Annotated in this window: 14 protein-coding genes and 1 pseudogene; 4 read left to right on the top strand and 11 right to left on the bottom strand. The window is 69.3% G+C overall.

Translation table 11 applies throughout. From position 1 onward, the window contains the following. Nucleotides 1-123, top strand: a pseudogene (locus tag QRD43_RS21840) (branched-chain amino acid ABC transporter substrate-binding protein); the annotation flags it as partial. Between the two features lie 722 nt (nucleotides 124-845). On the opposite strand, the gene lexA reads toward QRD43_RS21840, so the two are convergent. Further along, the gene (lexA, locus tag QRD43_RS21835; RefSeq protein ID WP_285984631.1) at nucleotides 846-1538 is read right to left on the bottom strand and encodes a transcriptional repressor LexA; all 693 of its coding nucleotides are present in this window, start codon (nucleotides 1536-1538) and stop codon (nucleotides 846-848) included. 114 nt (nucleotides 1539-1652) lie between these two features. Here lexA and QRD43_RS21830 point away from each other — a divergent pair, with 114 nt between their 5' ends. Continuing rightward, nucleotides 1653-2606 carry an asparaginase gene (locus tag QRD43_RS21830; RefSeq protein WP_285984630.1) on the top strand — a complete coding sequence of 318 codons (954 nt, stop codon included), beginning with the start codon at nucleotides 1653-1655 and terminating at the stop codon, nucleotides 2604-2606. 116 nt (nucleotides 2607-2722) lie between these two features. Here the strand turns inward: QRD43_RS21830 and QRD43_RS21825 are convergent, their stop codons facing one another. Both QRD43_RS21825 and QRD43_RS21820 read right to left on the bottom strand, forming a co-directional pair. Next, nucleotides 2723-3148, bottom strand: coding sequence for an organic hydroperoxide resistance protein (locus QRD43_RS21825; RefSeq protein WP_285984629.1), 426 nt, complete (start codon nucleotides 3146-3148; stop codon nucleotides 2723-2725). Nucleotides 3149-3209: 61 nt separating this feature from the next. Beyond that, on the bottom strand, nucleotides 3210-3698 hold the full coding sequence (locus tag QRD43_RS21820; RefSeq protein ID WP_285984628.1) for a MarR family winged helix-turn-helix transcriptional regulator: 489 nt from the start codon (nucleotides 3696-3698) through the stop codon (nucleotides 3210-3212). A gap of 234 nt (nucleotides 3699-3932) precedes the next feature. Between QRD43_RS21820 and QRD43_RS21815 the strand changes: the two genes are divergently transcribed. Next, nucleotides 3933-4283, top strand: coding sequence for a DUF1304 domain-containing protein (locus tag QRD43_RS21815; RefSeq protein WP_285984627.1), 351 nt, complete (start codon nucleotides 3933-3935; stop codon nucleotides 4281-4283). An 83-nt stretch (nucleotides 4284-4366) separates the two neighbouring features. On the opposite strand, the gene QRD43_RS21810 is transcribed toward QRD43_RS21815, so the two are convergent. The 8 genes from QRD43_RS21810 to queF form a co-directional block, all read right to left on the bottom strand. Next, entirely contained in the window at nucleotides 4367-6316 is a 1950-nt protein-coding gene (locus tag QRD43_RS21810) for an ATP-binding cassette domain-containing protein (protein ID WP_285984626.1), read from the bottom strand. 7 nt (nucleotides 6317-6323) lie between these two features. Beyond that, nucleotides 6324-7196 carry a 50S ribosomal protein L3 N(5)-glutamine methyltransferase gene (gene prmB / locus QRD43_RS21805; RefSeq protein WP_285984625.1) on the bottom strand — a complete coding sequence of 291 codons (873 nt, stop codon included), beginning with the start codon at nucleotides 7194-7196 and terminating at the stop codon, nucleotides 6324-6326. Beyond that, on the bottom strand, nucleotides 7193-8374 hold the full coding sequence (dapE, locus tag QRD43_RS21800; RefSeq protein ID WP_285984624.1) for a succinyl-diaminopimelate desuccinylase: 1182 nt from the start codon (nucleotides 8372-8374) through the stop codon (nucleotides 7193-7195). The genes prmB and dapE overlap by 4 nt, the downstream gene beginning before the upstream one ends. 11 nt (nucleotides 8375-8385) lie before the next feature. Next, nucleotides 8386-9546 carry a PilT/PilU family type 4a pilus ATPase gene (locus QRD43_RS21795; RefSeq protein ID WP_285984623.1) on the bottom strand — a complete coding sequence of 387 codons (1161 nt, stop codon included), beginning with the start codon at nucleotides 9544-9546 and terminating at the stop codon, nucleotides 8386-8388. A gap of 125 nt (nucleotides 9547-9671) precedes the next feature. Continuing rightward, nucleotides 9672-10496, bottom strand: a complete 825-nt coding sequence (gene dapD, locus QRD43_RS21790; protein WP_285984622.1) for a 2,3,4,5-tetrahydropyridine-2,6-dicarboxylate N-succinyltransferase — start codon at nucleotides 10494-10496, stop codon at nucleotides 9672-9674. Nucleotides 10497-10567: 71 nt separating this feature from the next. Beyond that, on the bottom strand, nucleotides 10568-11776 hold the full coding sequence (dapC, locus tag QRD43_RS21785) for a succinyldiaminopimelate transaminase (protein ID WP_285984621.1): 1209 nt from the start codon (nucleotides 11774-11776) through the stop codon (nucleotides 10568-10570). Nucleotides 11777-11801: 25 nt separating this feature from the next. Next, nucleotides 11802-12227, bottom strand: a complete 426-nt coding sequence (locus QRD43_RS21780; RefSeq protein WP_285984620.1) for an SET domain-containing protein — start codon at nucleotides 12225-12227, stop codon at nucleotides 11802-11804. Nucleotides 12228-12282: 55 nt separating this feature from the next. Further along, on the bottom strand, nucleotides 12283-12711 hold the full coding sequence (queF, locus tag QRD43_RS21775; protein WP_285984638.1) for a preQ(1) synthase: 429 nt from the start codon (nucleotides 12709-12711) through the stop codon (nucleotides 12283-12285). A 356-nt stretch (nucleotides 12712-13067) separates the two neighbouring features. On the opposite strand from queF, the gene smc reads away from it, so the two are divergent. Further along, complete coding sequence (gene smc, locus QRD43_RS21770; protein ID WP_285984619.1) at nucleotides 13068-16580, top strand: chromosome segregation protein SMC; 3513 nt, start codon at nucleotides 13068-13070, stop codon at nucleotides 16578-16580. The last annotated feature ends 16 nt before the right edge of the window (nucleotides 16581-16596 follow it).

Raw genomic sequence — 16596 nt, 5'->3', positions numbered from 1 at the left:
GAAGGCTACAAGGGCGTGACGGGCACGATCAGCTTCGACGGCAAGGGCGACATCAAGAACGGCGCCCTGACGCTGTACACCTACAAGGGCGGTGCCCGCGAGCAGATCGCGGTCGTGCGCTGATGCTTTTTGCGGTTCTGCAGGCCGACAGGCCTGCCGGCCGCTGAACGTACGAACGCCCACCTCGGTGGGCGTTTTTCATGGGGCAGGCAAGACCTGCCCCTTTGCATGCCACTTGGCATGCCTGCATCCCCGGCGGCGGCGAAGGCGGCTGATGCCAGGCGCGTGCTGACGCATCTGTTGATGACGCCGCTTCAAGTCCTGAGGCCCCCGCTTTCGACCCGATTCCGACCCGACTGCGACCTTGTTGCGCCCCTATTGCGCCCCGATTTCGACCCGATTTCGACCCGATGACGCCATCCGCAGCCTGCGTCGTTCCAGACGCTGCGGGCCCGGCCCGCATGGCTGCAACTACCGATGGCAGTGGCCGGCCTCGTCCACTGGCGGTGGCTGGATCAGGCCTTTGCCTGGCGGGTCTGGCGGTGGTGCTGCGGGCCTGCTTCGGCTGGGCGATGGTCAACGCGCAAGTGAGGCGCTTCGGGGCGGCGCTCGAGGCCATGCCCGATGGGGTGGCACCGGCCCGCTGCAAGCACGCCACCCTGGCAAGGTTCATGCGGCTGTTCCTGGGGATTCCCGGGGCCACGCTGAGGGTGATCGGCTTCAGCGATGGCCAGGCCGGGGACGCCATCCGGGCCATCGAACGGGCCAGCCAGGCCATGAAGGAGCGCGGGCAAGCTGCAGCGCCGCGGCCCGTTGGCGGCTTTGCGGGCGGTGCCGGCGCGCCCTCAGAACTGATTGCGGATGAGCCCGACGGCCAGCCCCTCGATGGCGAAGGGCTCGTCGCCCGTCACGAGGATGGGTTCGAAGTCGGGGTTCTCGGGCAGCAGGCTGATGTGCTGGCGCTCTTTGCGGAAGCGCTTCACCGTGACTTCGTCTCCAATGCGGGCGACGACGATCTGCCCGTTCTTGGCCTCGGCGCATTTCTGCACGGCCAGGAGGTCGCCGTCCATGATGCCGACGTCCCGCATGCTGAGGCCGCGCACGCGCAGCAGGTAGTCGGGCTTGCGGGCGAAGAGGCTGGGCTCGACGCTGTACTGCTGCTCGATGTGCTCCTGCGCCAGGATGGGCGCACCGGCGGCCACGCGGCCGATCAGGGGCAGGGTCAGCTGGGCCAGGCCCGGCAGCGGCAATGCAAATTGCGCATCGCTTCTGAGGGCTTCGCGCACTTCGCGGGCGCGGTTGAGTGCCTTCAGCGCGGCGCCCGGCAGCCGGATGCCCCGCGACGTGCCGCCTACCAGCTCGATGACGCCCTTGCGTGCGAGCGCCTGCAGGTGTTCCTCGGCGGCATTCGCGGACTTGAAGCCGAGCTCGGCGGCGATCTCGGCACGGGTGGGCGGAGCGCCAGTTTCCTCGATACTCTGGCGCACCAGATCGAAAATCTGCTGCTGCCGGGCGGTGAGTTTGGGGCTTGCGTCCACGGGTGACCTTTCGATGTGGGCTCCGCCAGGGTGACAGGGCACGCGCCGGCGGTTGAATTGATCGCGATCTGGATATCCATCCAGTATCTGTATTTTTATCCAGGACGTCACAAATTGCAAAGCAAAGTCGCTGACTTGATCGTCATCCTCGGCACCGGCGGCACGATCGCCGGCAAGGCGGCCCAGGCGCATGACAACGTGGGCTACAAGGCGGGCGAGATCCACGTCGAGGCGCTCGTCGCCGGCGTGCCCGGCCTGTCGGCCTTCCGGCTGGAGGCGCATCAGATTGCGCAGCTGGACAGCAAGGACATGGACTTCCCCACGTGGCGCCGCCTGGCGCTGGCCGTGGCCTCGCACCTGGCGCGGGTCGAGGTGCGGGGCGTGCTCATCACCCATGGCACGGACACGCTGGAGGAGACCGCCTACTTCCTGCAGCGCGTGCTCGCGCCGCGCAAGCCGGTCGTGCTGACGGCGGCCATGCGGCCGGCGACGGCGCTGCAGCTGGACGGCCCGCAGAACATGCTGGACGCCGCCCACCTGCTGCAGGATCCCGGCTCGCAGGGGGTGATGGTCTGCGTGGCCGGGCAGGTCTATGGCGCCGAGCAGGTGCAGAAGGTCCACAGCTACCGCGTGGACGCCTTCCGAGGCCGGGACGGCACGGTGCTGGCGCAGGTGGAGGAAGGGCGGGTGCGCTGGCTGGCGCAGCCCGTGGCGGCCCGCGCGGCGCTCGGGACCGGCGTGTTGCCCCCAGAAGGCGGCGCCTGGCCGCGGGTCGAGCTGGTGCTCAACCACGCCCATGCCGACGGCCGCGTGGTGCGCCTGCTGCAGCAGGACGGCGTCGACGGTCTCGTGGTGGCCGGAACGGGCAATGGCACCCTCAGCGAGGCCCTGGAGCAGGCGCTGCTGGACGCGCAGGAGGCGGGCGTGAAGGTGCTGCGCAGCACGCGCTGCGATGGCGGGCCGGTGGCGGAGAACGGCCGCGGGCTGCTCAGCGCGGGCGCGCTGAGCCCGGTCAAGGCGCGCGTCGAGCTGCTGCTGCAGCTCCTGGCCGCCGCGCCGGGCGCCTGAAGCGCCTGCGCGCTTCGTCCGACCGTCGCCTGACGCGCGAACCCTCATGAAAAAAGCCGGTCCGCAGGGGACCGGCCTTCGGGTGGCCGAGGCGCGGACCTCGGCGTGCGCGAGCTTCAGACCAGCGTCAGGCTCACGTCGATGTTGCCGCGCGTGGCGTTGCTGTAGGGGCAGACCTGGTGCGCGGCCTCGATCAGGGCCTGGGCGGCGGCGCGCTCCATGCCGGGCAGGCTGATGCGCATGGCGACCTGGATGCCGAAGCCCTGCGGGATCGGGCCGATGGCGACGTCGCTGGTGATGGAGACGTCGTTCGGCACGGCGATCTTCTGCTTGGCGCCGACCGCCTTCATGGCGCCGATGAAGCAGGCCGAGTAGCCGGCCGCGAAGAGCTGTTCGGGGTTGGTGCCGTCGCCGCCGGCGCCGCCGAGCTCACGCGGCGTGGAGAGTTCGATCTTCAGCTTGCCGTCGCTGGATTCGGCGCTGCCTTGGCGGCCGCCCGTGGCGGTGGCGGTGGCGGTGTAGAGCACTTTGTCGAGAGCCATGATGGGTCCTTTCGGGTGATGCCTCGGGGGCGGGGTGGTCAGGGTGAGTGGGTGTGCGGGATCAGGCCGCGGCCTGCACGCTGCGCTGGAGCTGGTCCCGCAGGGCATGCAGGCGTTGCGTGAGGGCCTGCAGCTCGTCGAGCCCGCAGGCGCTGGCACAGGCCAGCGATTCCGGAATCTTGCGCGCCGCCTTCTTCAGGGCGCGGCCGTCGTGGGTCAGCGTGATCAGCACGCGGCGCTCGTCGTTCGCATCCCGCAGCCGCTGCAGCAGGCCGGACTGCTCCATGCGCTTGAGCAAGGGAGTCAGCGTCCCGGAGTCGAGGCTCAGGCGCTCGCCCAGCGCACTGACGGGCTGACCGTCCTGCTCCCACAGCACCAGCAGCACCAGGTACTGCGGGTAGGTCAATCCCAGTGGCGCCAGCAGGGGCTTGTAGAGCTTGGTCATCGCCAGTGAGCTCGAATACAGGGCGAAGCACAGCTGGTGGTCCAGCTTCAGCCAGTGATCGCGGGGATCGGCGGCGGCTTGCGGGGGGCTCTTGCGTGTCGGCATGGGGATTAATGTAGTGCGCAATTGAATTGCACACAATTTAAAAGGTCTTTCCCGTGCGGCAGCCGGGGAGGGGGCAGCGGGCCGGGGGCGGCGGGGTGAGATCGGCGGGATGAAGACGGCGGGATGAAGCGGGCGGGGACGGGATATCCCGCGTGCCGCAGGTGACACGCAGGGGGCGGTGGCTGTGACAAGATCGCGCCCATCACATCGAATGCCTCGGGAAGGAGCGAACACATGCAAGCAGCCGCCGCCGTGCTGGTGGGCCTGGTGGGCCTGATCCACGTCTACATCCTCGTGCTGGAGATGTTCTGGTGGACCACGCCGAAGGGCCGCAAGGCCTTCGGGCTGACACAGGAGTTCGCGGACGCGACCAAGGTGCTGGCGGCCAACCAGGGGCTCTACAACGGCTTCCTGGCGGCAGGCCTGTTCTGGGGGCTGGCGCGGGGTGAGGGGGCCACGCAGCTCTTCTTCCTGGGCTGTGTCTTCGTGGCGGGCGTCTATGGCGCGGCCACGGCCAGCCGCAAGATTCTCTTCATCCAGAGCGTGCCGGCGGCCCTGGCGGCCATCGCCGTCTGCCTGGCCTGAGTGCCGATCCGAACCCAGGCGCTTTCACTGAGCGGGCCTGGGGGGCGTCGCGATGACGCCGGCCCCGGGCCGTGCTGCCGGGCTCAGAGCCCGGCGGCGGTCGTCAGGGCCTCGATCTGCTCGCTGAGCTCCAGCCAGCGCATTTCGAGCTCGTCGATCTCGTCGCCCACCGCCTTGAGCCGGCGGCCGCTGTCGGCGATGGCGGCCGGCGCGAGCGTGCCGGCGGCCAGCTCGGCCTCCAGCGCTTCGCGCTCCTGCGTGAGCCGGGCCAGCTGCTTGTCGATCGTCTCGATCTCCTTGCGCATCGGCCGCGTCTGCTCGTTGAGCTTCGCCCGTGCCTGCGCCGAGGCCTTGCGGTCCTCGCGCTGATTGGCCGGTGCCGTGCTGCTCTGCGCCTTCTGGGCCTCGGCGGCGCTGCGGCTGGCCTCCTTGATGGCCTTGGCGACCTCGCGGGCGGTCTCCAGCAGCCAGCGCTGGTAGTCGTCGAGGTCGCCGTCGAAGGGCGAGACCTGACCCTTGGCGACGAGCCAGAACTCGTCGCAGACCTCGCGCAGCAGCGCGCGGTCATGGCTGACCAGCATCACGGTGCCCTCGAACTCGTTGAGCGCCATCGACAGCGCCTCGCGGGTCTGCAGGTCCAGGTGGTTGGTCGGCTCATCCAGCAGCAGCAGGTTGGGGCGCTGCCAGACCAGCATGGCCAGCACGAGCCGCGCCTTCTCCCCGCCGGAGAGGCTGCCGACCTCCTGGTTGACCATGTCCCCCGTGAAGCGGAACTGGCCGAGGAAGTCCCGCAGCTCCTGCTCGCGCGCCTGCGGGCTGACCTCCTTGGCCAGACGGATCATGTGGGCGAGCGGGCCTTCGTCCGGCCGCAGCACGTCCATCTCCTGCTGGGCGAAGTAGCCGATGGCCAGGCCCTTGCCCTCGGTCAGCGTGCCCCCGAGCGCCTTCTGCATGCGGGCCACCGTCTTGACCAGGGTGGACTTGCCCTGGCCGTTGGCGCCGAGGATGCCGATGCGCTGGCCGGCCAGCACCGTGCGGTTGATGTCCCGCACGATGGTGGTCTCGCCATAGCCGCAGGCCACGTCGCGCAGCGAGAGCATGGGATTGGGCAGCGAGACGGGCTCGCGGAACTCGAAGGCGAAATCGGCCGAGGCCAGGACCGGCGCGAGGCGCTCCATGCGCTCCAGCGCCTTGACGCGGCTCTGCGCCTGCTTCGCCTTGGTGGCCTTGGCCTTGAAGCGGTCGATGAACTTCTGCAGGTGGGCGATGCGGTCCTGCTGCTTGTCGAAGGCCTGCTGCTGCTGGACCATGCGCTCGGCGCGCATGGCCTCGAAGGCGGTGTAGTTGCCGCCGTAGCGCGTCAGCTTGGCCTCGTCCAGATGCAGCGTGACGCGGGTGATGGCGTCGAGGAACTCGCGGTCGTGGCTGATGATGAGGAGCGTGCCCTCGTAGCGCTGCAGCCAGGCTTCCAGCCAGACGAGGGCGTCGAGGTCCAGGTGGTTGGTGGGTTCGTCCAGCAGCATGAGGTCCGCCGGGCACATCAGCGCGCGGGCCAGCTGCAGGCGCATGCGCCAGCCGCCGGAGAAGCTGTTCACCGGCGCATCCACCTGCGCGCCCTTGAAGCCCAGGCCCATCAGCAGGGCCTGCGCACGCGCGCGGGCATCGAAGGCGCCGGCATCGCTCATGGCCACATGGCCCTCGGCGATGCCGTGGCCATCGCCCGCGGCCTCGGCCTTGGCGAGCAGCTCGCGCGCGGCCATCAGGCGGGTATCGCCCTCCAGCACGAAGTCGGTGGCCGAGGCCTCGGTCTCGGGCATGTGCTGCGCGACCTCGGCCATGCGCCAGTGCCGGGGCACCTCGACATCGCCGCGGTCGGCATGCAGACGCTCGGTCAGCAGGGCAAAGAGGCTGGACTTGCCCGCGCCGTTGCGGCCCACGAGACCGATCTTCTCGCCGGGCTGCAGCACGACGCTGGCGTCGTCCAGCACGACCTTGGTGCCGCGTCGCAGCACCACATTCTTCAGGGTGATCATGTCTTGTTCAGTTCAGGCCGGCGAGCAGGGCCTCGCGGGTCACCAGCAGCACCTGGTCCTCGCCGGCGCTGCATTCCATCCAGGCCACTTCGAGGCGCGGGAAGGCGGCCTCGAAGAAGTCGCGTTCGTTGCCGATCTCCAGCACCAGCACGGCGTTCGGCGCCATCTGCTGCGGGGCGGTGGCGAAGAGCCGGCGCACGAAGTCCATGCCGTCGCTGCCGCCGGCCAGGGCCAGCTCAGGCTCGGCGCGGTACTCGGCGGGGAGGGCGGCCATGGACTGGCTGTTGACGTAGGGCGGGTTGCACAGGATCAGGTCGTAGGGGCCGTCCGCCGGGGCGAGGGCATCGCCCTGCAGCAGGCGGATGCGCTCGCCGAGGCCGTGCCGATCGACGTTGATGCGCGCGACGGCCAGGGCGTCCGGCGACAGGTCGATGGCATCCACGCGCAGGTCCGGCCAGGCCATGGCGGCAAGCACCGCGAGGCTGCCGTTGCCGGTGCAGAGGTCCAGGGCCCGCGCCGTGTGCTCGGAGAGCCACGGGTCGATCGTGGCCTCGGCAATCAGCTCGGCGATGAAGCTGCGCGGCACGATGGCGCGCTCGTCCACATAGAAGGGCACGCCCTGCAGCCAGGCCTCGCGGGTGAGGTAGGCGGCGGGCTTGCGGCTCTCGATGCGCTCGCTGACGAGGGCCTCGATGCCGGCCTGCTCGGGGGCGGACAGCAGGCGCTCCTCGTGGTCGCCGAGGCTGTCCAGCGGCAGGCCGAGCTTCCACAGCACGAGCCAGGCGGCCTCGTCGAAGGCGTTGGTGGTGCCATGCCCAAATGCGACGCCCGCCTTCACGAGGCGGGCGGCTTGGGCTTCGATGCAGTCGATGAGCTTCACGGGAGCAATTGTTCCAGACAGAGGCAGTAGATGGCGGCCAGCGGGCCGACCTGGTCGACGGGGACGTATTCGTCGATCTTGTGGATGCTGGCGTTGAGCGGGCCGAACTCGGCCACCTGCGGGCAGACCTTGGCGATGAAGCGGCCGTCCGAGGTGCCGCCGGTCGTGGACAGCTCCGTCTGCACGCCCGTCACCTCGCGGATGGCCGTGCCCAGCGCGTCGCTGAGGCGGCCGACCGGCGTGAGGAAGGGCTCGCCGCTGAGATGCCAGTCGAGGGCGTACTCGAGGCCGTGGCGGTCCAGCAGGGCGTGCACCCGGGCCTTGAGACTGTCCGGGGTGGACTCGGTGGAGAAGCGGAAGTTGAAGTCCAGCACCAGCTCGCCGGGGATGACGTTGGTCGCGCCGGTGCCAGCGGCGAGGTTGGAGATCTGGAAGGTGGTGGGCGGGAAGTAGCTGTTGCCGCGGTCCCATTCGGTGGCGGCCAGCTCGGCGAGCGCCGGGGCGGCCTGGTGCACCGGGTTGCGGGCGAGTTGCGGGTAGGCCACGTGCCCCTGCACGCCGATCACGCGCAGGCGGCCGGAGAGCGAGCCGCGGCGGCCGTTCTTGACGGTGTCACCCAGCTGCTGCACGGAGGTGGGTTCGCCGACGATGCAGAAGTCCAGGCGCTGGCCGCGGGCCTTGAGACGCTCCACGCAGACCACGGTGCCGTCCTTGGCCGGGCCTTCCTCGTCGCTCGTGAGCAGGAAGGCGATGCTGCCGGCCGGGGCGGGGTGGCGCTCCAGGAAGGCCTCGCAGGCGGTGACCATCGCGGCCAGCGAGGTTTTCATGTCCGCCGCGCCGCGGCCGTAGAGCCGGCCGTCGCGGTAGCTGGGCACGAAGGGGTCGCTGGACCAGGCACCCAGCGCGCCGGTGGGCACCACGTCGGTGTGGCCGGCGAAGACCAGCACCGGGCCGTCTGCCGCGGCCCCCGGGCGCAGCGCCCAGAGATTGCTCACGCGGCCGTCCTCGGGGCCGCTGTCCATGCGTTCGAGCTGGAAGCCGAGGCGGGCCAGGCGCTCGCCGATCAGGTCCAGGCAGCCCTCGTCACGCGGCGTGACCGACGGGCGGCTGATGAGCTGCTCCAGCAGCTGCAGGGTGGGTTCGGCCAGGCGCTCGGCCAGCGTGCTTGCGGAGTTCATGCCACTCGGGATCATTCGTGACGCACGTCCAGCGTGATGGAGGTGAAGCTCGCCACGTCCTCGGCCGGCTCTTCCTTCTTCTTGGCGCCTTCGCCCTTGCCGAGGGCCGAGCCCTCGTTCTGCAGGCGCCAGAGCAGGTTGGTGGGCGAGTCGGCGAAGGCCAGGCCCTCTTCCTTGCTGATGATGCCTTCGTTGATGAGGTGGGCGAAGTGCTCCTCGAAGGTTTGAGAGCCTTCGGCAATGGACTTCTCCATGGCCTCCTTGACGCCATTGAAGTCCCCGTGCTCGATCAGCTCGGCCGTCAGCTTGGTGTTGACCAGGATCTCGGTGACCGGCACGCGGCCGCCGGCGTGGGCACGCACGAGGCGCTGCGATACGACCGCCTTGAGGCCGGCCGCGAGGTCATTCAGCAGCGCGGGGCGGCTTTCCGGCGTGTAGAAGGACAGGATCCGGTTCAGCGCGTGGTAGCTGTTGTTGCCGTGCAGCGTGGCGAGCACGAGGTGGCCCGACAGCGCATAGGAGATTGCCGCCGTCATGGTCTCGCGGTCCCGGATTTCGCCGATCAGGATGCAGTCGGGCGACTGCCGCAGGGCATTCTTCAGGGCCACGTGCAGCGAGGCGGTGTCCCGGCCGACTTCGCGCTGGTTCACCACGGAGCGCTTGTTGCTGAACAGGAACTCGACCGGGTCCTCGATGGTCAGGATGTGCCCGGCCATGTTCATGTTGCGCTGCTCCAGCATGGCGGCGAGCGTCGTGCTCTTGCCGGTGCCGGTGGCGCCCACCATCAGGATGAGGCCGCGCTTCTCCATCACCAGCTTGGAGAGGATGGGGGGCAGGTTGAGGCTGTCCAGCGAGGGAATGATGTGCGGGATGTGCCGGAACACGGCGGCGATCGTGCCGCGCTGGCGGAAGGCGGAGAGGCGGAAGCTGCCGACCTTGGAGATCGAGACGGCCATGTTGAGCTCGCCGCTCTCGTCCAGCTCGGCCAGGTTCTTCGGGTCCAGCACCTCGGCGATCAGCTGGCGCGGCTGACTGGGCGTCAGGAGCTGGTCGGAGAGCTGCAGCATCTGGCCGTTGATGCGGATCAGCACCGGCATGTTGGCCGAGAGATAGATGTCCGAGGCGCCCTTGTCCGCCATCAGGCGCAGGATGCGCTCCATGTTTCCGCTCATGCCACCGGCCTCCAACGCGTGTCAACGACGCAATTCAAAAATCAAACGGGCTCCGGCGCCTGGGGGAGGCGCGCGAAGCCCGAATCATCGCCTAGTTTTGCAGGCGGCTGCCTGCAGAACCCTCGTCAGGCGCGCAACAGTTCGTTGATGCTCGTCTTGGCGCGGGTGCCGGCATCGACCTTCTTGACGATGATGGCGGCGTAGAGGCTGTACTTGCCGTCGGCCTTGGGCAGCGAGCCGCTGATCACCACGGAGCCGGCGGGCACGCGGCCATAGCTGACCTCGTCCTTCTCGCGGTCGTAGATGGGGGTGCTCTGACCGATGTAGACGCCCATGGAGATCACCGAGTTCTCCTCGACGATCACGCCTTCCACGACCTCGGAACGGGCGCCGATGAAGCAGTTGTCCTCGATGATGGTCGGGTTGGCCTGCAGGGGCTCCAGCACCCCGCCGATGCCCACGCCGCCGCTCAGGTGGACGTTCTTGCCGATCTGCGCGCAGGAGCCGACGGTGGCCCAGGTGTCGACCATGGTGCCTTCATCGACGTAGGCGCCGATGTTGACGTAGGAGGGCATCAGCACCACGTTCCTGGCCATGAAGCTGCCGCGGCGGGCCACGGCGGGGGGCACCACGCGCACGCCGGTGGCGCGCAGCTGGTCCTCGCTCAGGCCGCCGAACTTGGTCGGGACCTTGTCGAAGAAGCCGAGGTCACCGCCGCCCATGGCGCGGTTGTCGTTGAGGCGGAAGGACAGCAGCACGGCCTTCTTGATCCACTGGTGCACCGTCCACTGGCCCACGCCCTGGCGCTCGGCCACGCGCAGACGGCCGGCGTCCAGCTCGGCCAGCACGTGGTCCACGGCCTCGCGCACGGCGGCGGGCGCGCTGCTGGGGCTGAACTGGGTGCGGTCTTCCCAGGCTTGGTCGATCAGGGTCTGCAGGTCTTGGCTCATGGTGTTCTCGAGTCAGGGAGAGGTGAGGGGGGAGGCGCCACCCGGCGGCGGCGCCGGGGCGCGAACCGGCGTCAGGGCTGGTAGGCGCGGGTGAATTCGACGATGCGGCGGGCGGCTTCCAGGCACTCGGCCTCCTCGGCCACGAGCGCCAGACGGATGCGGCCGCGGCCCGGGTTGACGCCGTGCGCCTCGCGGGCCAGCAGGCTGCCGGGCAGGACCGCCACATTGTATTGAGCGAGCAATTCGAGGGTGAAGCGGACGTCGTCCCCGCCGGGCACCCCGGCCCAGAGGTAGAAACTGGCGTCGGGCAGGGCCACGTCCAGCACTTCGGCCAGCAGGGGCGTCACCGTGGCGAACTTGGCGCGGTAGGCCTCGCGATTGGCAACGACGTGCGCCTCGTCGTTCCAGGCGGCGACGCTGGCCGCCTGCACCATGGGATTCATGGCGCTGCCATGGTAGGTGCGGTAGAGCAGGAACTTCTTCAGCAAGGCGGCGTCGCCGGCCACGAAGCCCGAGCGCAGGCCCGGCACGTTGGAGCGCTTGGAGAGGCTGGTGAAGGCCACGAGATTGCGGAAGTCCGGGCGGCCCAGCTGCACGGCGGCCTGCAGGCCGGACAGCGGGGGTTCGTCGCGGAAGTAGATCTCGGAGTAGCACTCGTCCGAGGCGATCACGAAGCCGTGGCGATCCGAGAGCTCGAAGAGCTGGCGCCATTCCTCCAGGGGCATGACGGCGCCCGTGGGGTTGCCGGGCGAGCAGACGTACAGCAGCTGCGTGCGGGCCCAGGTGGCGTCGTCGATCTGGCGCCAGTCGGCCGCGAAGTTGCGCGCCGGGTCGGAGTTGGCGAACGCGGGCTTCGCGCCGGCCAAGAGGGCCGCGCCCTCGTAGATCTGATAGAAGGGATTGGGGCAGACGACCGTGGCGCCGGGACGCGTGGGGTCGATCACCGTCTGGGCGAAGGCGAACAGAGCCTCGCGCGAGCCGTTGACGGGCAGCACCTGTGTGGCCGGGTCGAGGGTCAGGCCATAGCGGCGCTGCAGCCAGCCGCAGATGGCCTCGCGCAGCCGGGGCTCGCCGGCGGTGGCGGGGTAGACGGACAGACCCGAGAGATGCGCCATCAGCGCATCCTCGATCAGCTTCGGGGCCGGGTGCTTGGGCTCACCGATCCCCAGGCTGATGGGGCGCAGGGCCGGGTTGGGCTGCAGGTCCTTCGTCAGGGCGCGCAGGCGCTCGAAGGGGTAGGGCTGCAGCGAATCCAGCAAGGGGTTGTGAGGCGTTTGCATCCAGCGGGGCGCCGCTCGTGGCGGCTCAAAGACGACGCTGGCAATTGTCGGCCCCACAACGGCATTCCAGCCGGCCTTCATGGTGCGTCAGGCCGTAGGACACGGTTATTTCTTCGCCAATCGCGATTTCGCGCAGGGCGAAGAAGCGCACCTCGCCGTCCTCCACCTCGATGCGGGCATTGGCCGCGCAGCTGTGGTTGGTGAAGCGCATGGCGTCGTCGGAACGGCTGCAGTCGATGGCGCGTGAGGGCGACAGTTCCACCAGCATCAGCCGCTGCCGGTCCTGGGCGCGGCGCCGGGCCTCGGCCACGGTGATGGCCTCGCCCGTGAGGTCGCCGATGTGGCGGCCGGCGGCGATGACTTCATCCGCGAAGACGCCGAAGCCGTCGATGCGACTGCGCTTCACGCGCACGGCGGCGTACTGGTGCAAGGAGCTGGTGTCGAACGCCATCGGGACGTCAATGAACAAAGGGGGCCGAAGCCCCCTCGATGCTGCGATGCCCGGCTTACAGCAGGCCGGTCTCGGCGCCGTGCTGGGGCAGGTCCACGCGCGGCTGGGGCTTCCAGCCCTTCTTGCGGTGCTCGACGACGACGTTCGTGTAGATGCCGCCGCGCACGTACCACTTGGCGGAGATGCGGATGTAGCGGGGGTTCGTGACCTTCACGATGTCTTCCAGGATGGTGTTGGTCACCTTCTCGTGGAAGGCGCCCTCATCGCGGTAGGACCACATGTACATCTTCAGGCTCTTGAGCTCGACGCAGTAGTCGTCCGCGATCATGTCGATCGTGAAGTGGGCGAAGTCGGGCTGGCCGGTCAGCGGGCAGAAGCAGGTGAACTCGGGCACCTGGAACTGGATGACGTAGTCGCGCTGCGGGGCCGGGTTCGGGAAGACGTGCAGCTCCTTGCTGGGGCGCGACGGCGGGTTCACCGGCATTTCGCGCATCTTGGGCGCAGCGGCCTTCGTGGCTGCTTTGGCGACGGTCTTGGTGGCGGACTTTGCAGGCGAGGCGCTTGCCTTGGCGGCAGGCTTGGCGGCGGCGGACTTGGTGTTCTTGCTCATGTGGATTCCAGGCCGGCGCCCACCACTGACTCAGGGGTCAGCCCAGGCGCCCGGACGACGGATGTCGGGGAGGTGCGCGATGTTATCATCCGGCCCCGAGATTTGCCCCCTTTGAGGGGCATTTCTGTAAATAAATCAACGCCTTAGCTTCGCATTGAGGAAGCTGGGGCCCCTGGCTCCAGCCCCGGCCGGAGCGGACCTCGAGATTCTCTGAGCCAGCCTAGCCGTCCATGCGCCTGAACTCGATCAAGCTCTCGGGCTTCAAGTCCTTCGCCGAGCCCACCAACTTCCAGCTGCCCGGGCAGCTGGTCGGCGTGGTCGGCCCCAATGGCTGCGGCAAGTCCAACATCATGGACGCCGTGCGCTGGGTGCTGGGCGAGAGCAAGGCCAGCGAGCTGCGCGGCGAGTCCATGCAGGACGTGATCTTCAACGGCTCCGGCAACCGCCGCCCGGCCAGCCGCGCCAGCGTGGAACTCGTGTTCAGCAACGAGGACGCCCGGGCCGGCGGCCAGTGGAACCAGTTCGCGGAAATCGCCGTCAAGCGCGTGCTGACCCGTGAAGGGGGCAGCAGCTACTTCATCAACAACCAGCCGGTGCGCCGCCGCGACGTGCAGGACGTGTTCCTGGGCACCGGCCTCGGGCCCCGCGCCTACGCCATCATCGGCCAGGGCACGATCAGCCGCATCATCGAGTCCAAGCCCGAGGAGCTGCGCCTGTTCCTGGAGGAGGCCGCGGGCGTCTCCAAGTACAAGGAACGCCGCCGCGAGACGGAAAACCGCCTCAAGGACACGCGCGAGAACCTCACGCGGGTGGAAGACATCCTGCGCGAGCTGAACAACAACCTCGAGAAGCTGGAGCGCCAGGCCGAGGTCGCCGCCAGCTACCGCTCGCTGCAGGACGCCGGCACGCTGAAGCTGCACCAGCTGTGGTTCCTCAAGCACCGCGACGCCGCCACCGAGCAGGACCGCGTCAAGAAGGAGCACCTGGACGCCGTCAACGCCCTGGAGGCCCGCCTGGCCGAGCTGCGCGCCGTCGAGGCCGAGCTCGAGACCGTGCGCCAGGCCCACTACGCCGCAGGGGACGAACTGCATGCCGCGCAGGGCCGCATGGCCGAGGCGCAGCTGGAGGTGAGCCGCCTGGAGGAACGCATCCGCTATGTGGTCGAGGGCCGCCAGCGCGTCGAGAGCCGCCTGATCGAGCTGCAGGCACAGAACCAGCAGTGGGAAGAGCGCGCCGCGCAGGCCGACGCCGAGCTGGAGGACATCGCCGCGAAGATCGCCGAGGCCGAGGAGCAGAGCGAGATCCTCGCCGCCCAGGCCGAGGAGCAGGCCATGAACCTGCCCAATCACGAGGACGCGGTGCGGGCGCACCAGGCGCGGGCCAACGAGCAGCGCGTGCAGGTCAGCCAGGTCCAGCAGCAGATCCAGGTGCTGGCCGCCGAGAGCCGCAACATCGACGAGCAGAACCGCCAGCTGCGCACGCGCCGCGAGCGTCTGGCGACCGAAAGGCAAGGCCTGACCCTCCCGGACCAGGGAAGGCTGGACGAGCTGAAGGTCCAGAGCGCGGATGCCGACGAGCAGCGCGACCTGGCCGACGCCCGCCTGCACGAGCTGCAGGATCAGGTGCCGCAGCTGGACGAGTCGCGCCGCGCGGCGCAGGACGATGCCAACCGCCAGCTGGCCCGCCAGGCCGACTTGTCGGCGCGGCTCGAGGCGCTCAAGGCCCTGCAGGAAAAGGTGCAGACCGAGGGCAAGCTCAAGCCCTGGCTGGCCAGGCACGGCCTCGACGGGCTGGCCGGCCTGTGGACGCGCCTGCACATCGAGACGGGCTGGGAGAACGCCCTTGAGGCCGCGCTGCGCGAGCGCATGGGCGCGCTGGAGGTCGGCCGCCTGGAGACGGTGCGCGCCTTCGCCACCGACGCGCCGCCCGCCCGCCTGGCCTTCTTCTCGCCGCCCGCCGCGGCGATCGCCAATACGCATGAGACCCTGCCGCGCCTCACCGACCTGCTGCGCCTGGACGATGCCGGCCTGAAGGCGCTGATGAACGACTGGCTGGAAGGCGTCTACACGGCGGCTTCCATGGACGAGGCCCTGGCCGGGCGGGGCAAGCTCTCGCACGGCGAGGTCATCATGACCCGCGACGGTCACGCGGTGAGCCAGTTCGCCGTGAGCTTCTATGCGCCCGATTCCGAGGCCGCCGGCCTGCTGGCCCGTGCGCAGGAGATCGAGAACCTGGGCCGCGAGCTGCGCGCCCAGACGCTCATCGCCGACGATGCCAAGACCCACCTGATCCGCGCCGAGGCCGCCTACACCGAGGCTTCGCAGCGCCTGGCCACGGTGCGGCGCGAGGCCAGCGAAGCCCAGACGCGGGCCCATCAGCTGCACGTCGAGCTGCTGCGCCTGTCTCAGCAGGCGGAGGCCGCCAGCAGCCGCAAGGCGCAGCTGGAGGACGAGATCGCCGAGATCGACGCCCAGGCCGAGGAGCTGCAGGAGCGCCGCATGACGGGCGAGGCCCGCTTCGAGGAGCTGGACCTGCAGCTGGCCGACACCCAGGAGCGGCACGCGCAGCTGGAAGAGGGCGTGATCGCGGCCGAGCGCAAGCTGGCCGAGGCGCGCGAGCAGCTGCGGGCACTGGAGCGCCGGGCGCAGGAATCGCAGTTCGCCGCACGCGGCCTCGCCGCGCGCCGGGGCGAGCTGCAGCGAAGCATCGAGACCGCCGGCCAGCAGATCGCCCAGAACAAGACCTCCGCCGAGAACCTGCAGGCGGAGCTGGACACCCTCAACGACGCCGCCGCGCAGGCCGGCCTGCAGGACGCCCTGGCCCTCAAGATGGAGCGCGAGCAGCAGCTGGCCGCCGTGCGCAGCAGCTACGACGACCTCAGCCTGCGCCTGCGCCGCGCCGAGGAGCAGCGTCTGAGCTTCGAGCGCAGCCTGGAGCCGCTGCGCGAGCGCATCACCAAGCTGCAGCTGGACGAGCAGGCCGCGCAGCTGGGTGGCGCGCAGTACCTGGAGCAGCTGAGCGCCGCGGGCGTGGACCTGGAGCAGCTGGCCAGGACGGTGGAGGAGGGCGAGGTCAAGCTGTGGGGCCTGCAGAGCGAGATCGACCGCATCAACCGTGAGATCGCCGCCCTGGGCGCCGTCAACCTGGCCGCGCTGGACGAACTCACCGCGGCCCGCGAGCGCAAGACCTTCCTGGACTCGCAGTTCGGAGATCTCACCAGCGCCATCAACACGCTGGAAGACGCCATCCACAAGATCGACCTGGAGACGCGCGACCTGCTGTCCGCCACCTTCAACCAGGTCAATGAGCACTTTGGCCGCATGTTCCCCAGCCTCTTCGGTGGCGGCAACGCCAAGCTGGTGATGACGGGGGACGAGATCCTGGACGCCGGCGTGCAGGTCATGGCCCAGCCGCCGGGCAAGAAGAACAGCACCATCCATCTGCTCTCGGGCGGCGAGAAGGCGCTGACGGCCATCGCGCTCGTGTTCGCCATCTTCCAGCTGAACCCGGCGCCGTTCTGCCTGCTGGACGAGGTGGATGCGCCGCTGGACGACGCCAACACCGAGCGCTATGCGCGCCTCGTGGCCCAGATGAGTGCGGGCACGCAATTCCTCTTCATCTCGCACAACAAGATCGCGATGGAGATGGCGGAACAACTGATCGGGGTGACCATGCAGGAGCAGGGCGTGTCCCGTATCGTGGCGGTGGACATGGAAGCCGCCCTGACCATGGCAGAGAGCTGATGACGATGTTTGCAGT

This window comes from Roseateles subflavus (assembly GCF_030285365.1).
In the GTDB taxonomy this organism is placed as follows: domain Bacteria; phylum Pseudomonadota; class Gammaproteobacteria; order Burkholderiales; family Burkholderiaceae_C; genus Roseateles_B; species Roseateles_B subflavus.
This window is presented reverse-complemented; position numbering and strand designations above follow the sequence as displayed.